The organism is Clostridium sp. AM34-9AC (assembly GCF_003480225.1).
GTDB lineage: Bacteria > Bacillota > Clostridia > Lachnospirales > Lachnospiraceae > Acetatifactor > Acetatifactor acetigignens.
Map to the genome: position 1 here is coordinate 1 of NZ_QUIU01000048.1, position 7,823 is coordinate 7,823.

The 7,823-nt window shown below is 32.3% G+C and carries 6 protein-coding genes; all 6 read left to right on the top strand.

Going from position 1 to position 7,823, the window contains the following annotated elements:
• Nucleotides 1-403 precede the first annotated feature (403 nt).
• The 6 genes from DW835_RS17330 to DW835_RS17355 all read left to right on the top strand — a co-directional run bounded on the left by DW835_RS17330 (nt 404) and on the right by DW835_RS17355 (nt 7,698).
• Nucleotides 404-1,462: a hypothetical protein gene (locus tag DW835_RS17330; RefSeq protein ID WP_147353745.1), complete on the top strand. Its 1,059-nt coding sequence runs from the start codon at nt 404-406 to the stop codon at nt 1,460-1,462.
• A 2-nt stretch (nt 1,463-1,464) separates the two neighbouring features.
• On the top strand, nt 1,465-2,532 hold the full coding sequence (locus DW835_RS17335; RefSeq protein WP_118731488.1) for a hypothetical protein: 1,068 nt from the start codon (nt 1,465-1,467) through the stop codon (nt 2,530-2,532).
• On the top strand, nt 2,529-4,223 hold the full coding sequence (locus DW835_RS17340; RefSeq protein ID WP_118731489.1) for a metallophosphoesterase: 1,695 nt from the start codon (nt 2,529-2,531) through the stop codon (nt 4,221-4,223). Before DW835_RS17335 ends, DW835_RS17340 begins: the two co-directional genes overlap by 4 nt.
• Before the next feature lie 12 nt (nt 4,224-4,235).
• Nucleotides 4,236-4,865, top strand: coding sequence for an FAD-dependent thymidylate synthase (gene thyX, locus DW835_RS17345; protein ID WP_118731490.1), 630 nt, complete (start codon nt 4,236-4,238; stop codon nt 4,863-4,865).
• A gap of 423 nt (nt 4,866-5,288) precedes the next feature.
• On the top strand, nt 5,289-6,104 hold the full coding sequence (locus DW835_RS17350) for a hypothetical protein (protein WP_118731491.1): 816 nt from the start codon (nt 5,289-5,291) through the stop codon (nt 6,102-6,104).
• Nucleotides 6,105-6,231: 127 nt separating this feature from the next.
• Nucleotides 6,232-7,698: a hypothetical protein gene (locus tag DW835_RS17355; protein WP_118731492.1), complete on the top strand. Its 1,467-nt coding sequence runs from the start codon at nt 6,232-6,234 to the stop codon at nt 7,696-7,698.
• Nucleotides 7,699-7,823: the final 125 nt, after the last annotated feature.

A 7,823-nucleotide genomic window follows, 5' to 3' on the forward strand; every position in this document is an offset into this window, starting at 1 on the left:
AAAGACTAATTAGCCAAGGCGCAGGATTTGACGTTTACAAAGTTCAATTTTTAGGGCTATAGAATAAAAGTGATTGATGAAATCATTTTATTAGACTATTTACTGTGATGCATGGCTTGTCAAAGATTTAGAGATACTGATATAGTCACGGTTGATATAGGCTTGCACTGGATCAGAAATACTGATGAATATATAGAAAATTGAATTGTTCGTGTTAATGTTTTGGATTGCATAAGAGTCCCAATGTATTTAAAAAGATAAAAATCGTCTACTAACTCGATATATCGAAAGACATAGTTCTAAATATCGAAATCCTATTAAAAAGAAATGTGTGATATTATAAAAACATACTTACAATATATCAGTTGAATAAATAGTTAGCCAGAAAGGAGAAACATACGAATTGAGTTATATAAACGATATGCAAAATAATATTAGTAATGTAATAGTATTTGATGAAAAAATATCAACATATGTTTTTTATACAAAGGTGACAAAAACTTTTTATGATATGTATATGTCACAAAGAAATACAGCTCCAATATTAGATTTTCGAAAAACTAAATATATTACACCAGAAGCGATTCCTGTATTATTATCCTTTGGTGACTATTTAAGCCGTCTTTATAAAAGAAAAATTCAGATTGTATACACAAGAGGATCTGAATTACACAATTTTTTTATGGTTAGTAAATTTTATGAGATATCTCAAAAATTAGACATATTTGAGTGGGATGATGTTTCATATGAATGGTATTATAAAGAACTAAGAAAATTGCATAAGATTTCTTATACTAATATTATATATGCAGATGTAGAAAAAATTAAAGAACCTATGCAGAAAAGAGATTTTATTTCTGATTGTTTGCGAGATAGATCTAAGGTAATATACCAAAACGTTCTAAGTGATACAAATAAATTGCCGGAAAATATCATTGGAGCAACAATAGATGCTATTGTAGAAATTGAAACTAATGCAATAATGTACAGTCAATCGCATTCATTTACATATGTTGCATCAGATAGATATGGAACTAAGATTAGTATAGCAGATTCAGGAATAGGTTTTAAAGAATCTTTTTTAAGAAATAAAAGAGAATTAAAAATGGTTAAAAAATTTCAAGGTGTAGAAAAGAAATTCAATAACTATTTAGTAATTATGAGTGCGTTAAACTATTCATTTGAAAAACATATGGAAAGTAAGAGAGATGATTTATGGTCTTTAAGAACTGATATAATAAAGAATAATGGGACATTTAAAATTCAATATGAAAATACGCAAGTTATTTTTTCGTGCAATAGATGTAAAAATTGTACTCAAATTAATGGGAAAAAGGATATTTCAATCTGTGTGCAATGCTTGATGCGACAGTATAGCATAGACACATATTCTCCTATAAAAATATTTAATATAGGATTTCAAGGAGTAAGGGTAGAGGTTTCTATAAATAAGGAGGGATAATAATGCTATATTCATTACTTGCAGATGAAGATATATATTTTATAAATCTACATGCGGAGTGTGCATTACATACATATTCTAGTGAATTTTATCAGTATGATATAATGTTAGATGCGAGAAGGACCAAGGGAATATACTGCAAAAAGGTAAATGCTAATATATTTGAGAACATATATGAATATGATTATGAGGAAAAAGATATATGTATTGATTTTTCCGGTATTGAGGAAATATCAAAAAATAATTTGGTGGGATTTGTCAGTAAGATTAAGAAAAAAATATGTTCAAAAAATCAGATGGTATATTTCTTGAATTTAAGAAAAGAGATTTATGAAGAAACAGGTATGGAAAATTTTTTGCAAATAAACAATGACAATAATGGGAATATATTTGCAAAAATGGGAAATGCTAAGGGTACATATACATATTCACAGCTAATAATGAGAAAAGAAAAAGTTTTTAAAGAAAGACTTGAAAAAATGATACTTGAATCTACCGATGAATGTACAGAAACACAACATCAGCATACGTCAGTTCCAGTGTATTTGTCACATTATATCAACTTAAAAAAGATGGTTGAAGCAAAATCACGTTTATTGAGATTAGCTATATATTATTTAGCGCTTAGTATGATTGATGCGGGGATTATGTCAAATAACCCATTAGATAATAGCAATATTAGTTTTTTTTTCCATACTATAAATGGAGGGTATATTGCAACACAACTTGCAGAATTATTTCATATTGATTTGGTATACTTGGATCATTTGGGACCAATTGAGAGCGTTCATCGAAAACATTTCGAAAAAAGTATACGTGATAATAGAAACTATATTATCGTTTCAGATGTAATATGTTTGGGAGGAGAAGTTGGACGAGCAAGAACTATAATAGAATATTGTGGAGGAAAAATTTTAGGAGAGATTTGTCTTGTCGATATTAAAACGATTAAAAACAGAGACGTAGCTAATAGAATTTCTCTTTATACGGTATCTAATGAGTGCAATAAAATAGGTTATACGATAAAAACGGATTTATGTGATGTGTGTAGAGAAGGAGGAACGAAATGAGTAAAGCAGCAATAGTGTTTATTTCAGATATTCATTATTCTAAAGATAGAGAAAAATCACAGTTCCAAGAAAATGATGAGAATGAATATTATCAGAAGTGGGAAAACTATGTGTTAGGTATTGAAAAATTACAAGATACCAAGGTGAAGTATTTGGTTATCTCAGGAGATTTGGCAGAAAGTGCAAGGAGAAAGGAATATATAGTATTAGAAAAAATATTAAATAGATTTTGTGATAAATTTAGTATTTCAAAGAATAATGTATTACTTATCCCAGGAAATCATGATATTAATAGAAGCGAACTGGAATCGTATTGCGATAAGAATGATATAGATGAGTTAGAAGCGGAAAAGTATTATGAGGTAAAACTTGGAAACTATTTAGAGTTTTATGAAAGATTTAAAGAAAAAAAGAACGTTGACATAAGTAGATCTATTTTAGATACTATCTATATAGAAGAAGAAAACATTTTAATACTGGGGATAAATTCGTTGGCTAAAGAGAGCCATTTGAATCATGTAGGATATGTTGATTTGACTAAGCTGGATAAAGAAATACAAGAATACTTGGGGGACGATAAAAATATTTTTGTTGTAACACATCACAGTTTTACAGACACAAGAGAAAGAGAACTGGCATCTATAAAAAATGTAGATACACTTAGAGATGCACTTGGATTAAAACGAATAAATACGTTTATATATGGGCATCATCATACATCGGAAAGTAAAAAAGATGTGGTTGGTGAGCAAGAGTATGAATTAAGATATATTGAAATAGGAAGTATAGGAAAGATTCTGGAAAATGTAAATGGAGAGTCTTATAATAATAGATTTACAGTGGCTATATGTGAACAAGGGAAGCTTTGTATTCATGATTACAATTATACCGCAGGTGAATGGGAAGAAAGAAATAACCAGAAATACTTAAATGAATTATCTATCGTTCCGAAAGGGAAGACTGAAGAGGTGGATTCAAAGGATTTGCCTAGAGCAAAAGAAGGAAATAGCGATCACGAAAAGATTGATGGCCAGGGAAAATTTCCTGCCGAAAAGGAAATATATTTATGCAATAGAAGTGAATTCCTTTTTGAATATTTAAAGAAAGAGGGAAATTATAAAGAAGGTCATTTTCACTGGAAAAATAAAAACAAGACATTAGGATGGATAAATATAGCATCTTTTTTAGGAAACATCGATATTTTGGAAAAAGCAAAGGAATGTATAATTGAGATTTTTGAGAAAGAAATGGGGGATGTGCAGGTAGTTGTTGGGTATGGAATGGAAGGGAACATTATTGGAAGCAGCTTAGTAGATTACTGGATTGAAAATGATAAAGATTATTATTTTTATCCATCTGTACATAAAGATAATGAACATATCGATTTAGAAAAGTCGTTATGGAACGAGTATAATGAATATAAAAATGTTTTAATTATATGTGATATGATGCCTTCAATGGAATATTTGGCTGAAATATTAAAGTCAAATACTAAATTAGAAGCATGTTCAAAAATATATGTATTAGCATTATTTACAAATTTTAACTTGTTGAAACAGGAGCAAGAAAATAAAACAAATAAAATAATTAGGAGATACTCATTAGCTAAGTTAAATGTGCCTATATGTGAAAAGGATGAAGAGAACTGCTTAATCTGTAAACAAAATTTGGGAAAAATATATTCATTATAGGAGAATTAAAGTATGAAAATAATTGAACCAGCATTTGAAATCATAGATGAAATAAATGGTGAAGAGTTGTTAAAAAAGATAGAAAAAGCAGGAAGGGTTTGCTATAAAAGTGAGGGAAAAATAACAAAAGATTCTGCTGGAAAATTTATACAAAATATAATTAAAAGTGGCCATGAATCAGTCATTGAACATGAAAAAGTAACGGTTAAAATTATATGTGATCGAGGGGTAAGCCATGAAATAGTCAGACACCGTATTGCAAGTTACAGTCAGGAAAGCACACGGTATTGCAATTATGCAAATGAAAGATTTGGTAAGGAATTAACGTTAATTAAACCATTTTTTTGGGAAGAAGATAGTGATGAATATCGATGTTGGTTAGAAACTATGCAAAAGATAGAAGAGTCTTACAATTATTTAATAGAAAAAGGAGTAAAACCTCAAGAGGCTCGAAGTTTGTTGCCTAATAGTTTAAAGACAGAAATTATTGTTACGATGAATTTAAGGGAATGGAGACATTTCTTTAAGTTAAGGACAACACTGAGAGCGCATCCACAAATGAGAGAAATTGCCTGCGCTTTATTGGACGAATTAAAAAAACAAATCCCCATTGTTTTTGATGATATTACGTACGAAAAATGACATTTTTGATACTGAAACAATTTAGTGAGTAATATCAAAAGTCATAAACATTAAAGCCCAACGTTTGGGGAAAATTCTATAAATATTTAGAAGCCCTATAATAATGAGTGACGGAAGGCTTGTGAATAAGCTTTCCGTCGTGCTTTATATATAATAGCAAAATAATTGTATATCAAGAATGCAGAGCTGTTTACTTGTTATTAGGAAATGAAGTTTACATTAGCAAGTATATTTAAAAGACGTCTTATGGATTTCTATGTTTGATTCATTTGCTGTTTCCCCCATTTTTGTTATTATTAACATTTTGATAAATCGAAGTATATACTATTAGAACGAACAGTAAAAAGAACAGTATAATAAAACTTAAGGGTAAACATTATGAAATACACATAATTCTTCATTTATGGAGGAATAAAGCTTTCTATGAAAAAATTATGGAAAATTATTAAAGAAAACATCACAGTTGTGTTGGCAATGACAACAGCATTTTTAAGTGTAGTTTATGCCGGAATACGGCTTATGATTTATGTATATTGGATGGGATATTTTAAAGAATTAAATATTGATGCTAATGTTATGAATATAAATTATGAAGGAAATCTTTTCCAGGTAATATTTTTAGCAGGCCTTCTTCTGCTATTATTCTATGTATTTGCAATGATGGATGAAGGCTTTAAAAAGTATAGTGAAGCGATAAAGAAAGAACAACAGTCTAAAATCAAAAGAATATTTGCGTGGAGCAAGACGCTGTGGAAGTGTTTCTGGAGAAGTCTTTTTTTATTGTCTATAGCAAACTTACCACTTACATGGGTCATAGGTGTTATGGCCCATATGGATATGATGATACCACAAATGTGTGTGCTGACCATTATGCTCTATATATTCGAAATGATTATGTACTTTATTTTTAAATTACAGAAAAAAGAGGAAAATTCAGGGCTTAAAAGTTGGGAGGATAAGGTGGGGGTTGTGATTTTGTGTGGATGTGTAATCTGTAGTTTTATACTGGCGGGGCTTTACTATAGTGGAAGCCAACAGACTAGAAATCAGCGAGAATTTCGTATGGTAAGCGGGGAGACATATGCGATTACCTATAGTGATCGGGAACACTATGTACTACATAGAAGCGAAATAAACGGAGATGAAATTTTGATTCACAGGAATGAACAAAAGATAATTGGCGTGGAAGACTGTGAGTATAGTGTAGTAAATGTCAAAAAAGTAGAAGTGGTACAATAAGAAAAGAAGATATAGACACAATTATAATATCCGGTTGAGGAAACCCTGGCTCCATGATATAATAATGCCGTTAATCAAAATAATCTTAAATATAAAAAATTATAAACGAAAGAAAGGTTAAAAGATCATGGAAGAACGGGAAATCGATTTACTGGATATGATAGCCGATATTTTATCTCACTGGAGAGGCTTGCTGGTTGCGCTTATAATAGGTGCAGTTCTGATGGGAGGATTCAGTTATGTGAAATCTTATCGGAATATTCAGAGTACACCGACAGTAGAGGAAGAACCGGAACTGGATGAATTGGCAGTAGAAGAGCAGTTGGCACAGTTAGAGGATAGTTTGAGTGACAGCGAAAAGGCTGCGGTTTTAATTACGGTGGATGATGAGAGGGAATATTTATATAAGGATAAGTATTCTCAGGAATCTGTTTACATGCAGCTGGATCCGCTGAATATTATGCAGACAGAGTTGATATACAGAATTCAGGCGGAAGATGAGGACCTGGCACAACGTCTGGGAACGCTCTACAAAAATATAGTTGGTGGGGTAGGCTTATACGACTGGGTGGAACAGCAGACAGGGATTGACGCTGCATATGCCGCAGAGTTGATTTCTGTTAGTACAAATTCGGAAATATTCGTGAAAAATGGTGCACAGAATATTAGCATTGGAAGTGACAGTCTGAAGGTAACGGTCATCCAGAAGGATGAGGAGACTTGTGGACAGTTGGCAGCAGCTGTTAGCAGTTATCTGGAACAGCAACAGAAAAATCTTGCAGAGGAATTGGGTAGTCATGAGTTGATATTATTGTCAGAGACTTCCGGTAAAATTATAAGTACCGACGTGATGAGCCGGCAGATCGATTATGGCAATCAGGTTAGCAATCTCAGATCAGGGATCGCTTCTGCAAAAGCAGGATTTACTGCAGATCAGCAGAAGTATTATGATCTGTTGAACGGGGAAGAAATCAAAGATACTGAGGTGGATCAAAAGGATACGACAACAGAGGAGCCGGTATCGGCAAGTCCTTCTGTAAGCAAGAAGTATGTCCTTTTGGGGGCAGTATTATTTGCATTTGTTTATGCGGGAATTCTGTTCTTGATATATATTTTCAATAGTAAAATTCGTGTATCCGATGAATTACAGAGTTTATATCATATTCCCCAGATCGGTGTGGTGGTAAAGGATTCTAAGAAGAAGTTTATTCTGGATAAGTGGGTAGATGATCTTCGCCACTACGGTAAGCGGAAATTTGATGCCAAACAGTCTATGGAACTGGCATTTGCAGCAGTGAAGATTGCAGCAGTGAAAAATAAGCTGAATACTATCTGCCTGATGGGATGTAATCTGGAGGCCGGTGCCGGCAGTGTATGTGAAAACCTTAAGACGGCATTGGAGAAGGAAGGCATTAATGTTACGGTTTTGGATAATGTCCTCTATAATGCAGAGTCCATGGAGAAGGTCGATACTATGACAGGAGTGGTGTTGGTAGAAAAGGCAGGATCCACTTTGTACAATGAGATTGCAAATGAACTGGCATTACTGAAGAGACAGGATATTACAGTTTTGGGTGGAATTATTGTAGAATAAGATATGTTAAGTATTGTTAAAGACTGCAGAATTCTTGTCTGACGAGACGATAGTAGCCAAAGTCCTTTTATGAAAAGGACTTTGGCTCAGACTGTAGACAAAACGCTTTTGGTCAGCACTCCAGA

Bases quoted from the DNA above. Each gene is read 5' to 3' on its own strand.
- DW835_RS17335 (WP_118731488.1), top strand. From the start codon at position 1,465: ATGCTATATTCATTACTTGCAGATGAAGATATATATTTTATAAATCTA.
- DW835_RS17340 (WP_118731489.1), top strand. From the start codon at position 2,529: ATGAGTAAAGCAGCAATAGTGTTTATTTCAGATATTCATTATTCTAAA.
- thyX (WP_118731490.1), top strand. From the start codon at position 4,236: ATGAAAATAATTGAACCAGCATTTGAAATCATAGATGAAATAAATGGT.
- DW835_RS17350 (WP_118731491.1), top strand. From the start codon at position 5,289: ATGAAAAAATTATGGAAAATTATTAAAGAAAACATCACAGTTGTGTTG.
- DW835_RS17355 (WP_118731492.1), top strand. From the start codon at position 6,232: ATGGAAGAACGGGAAATCGATTTACTGGATATGATAGCCGATATTTTA.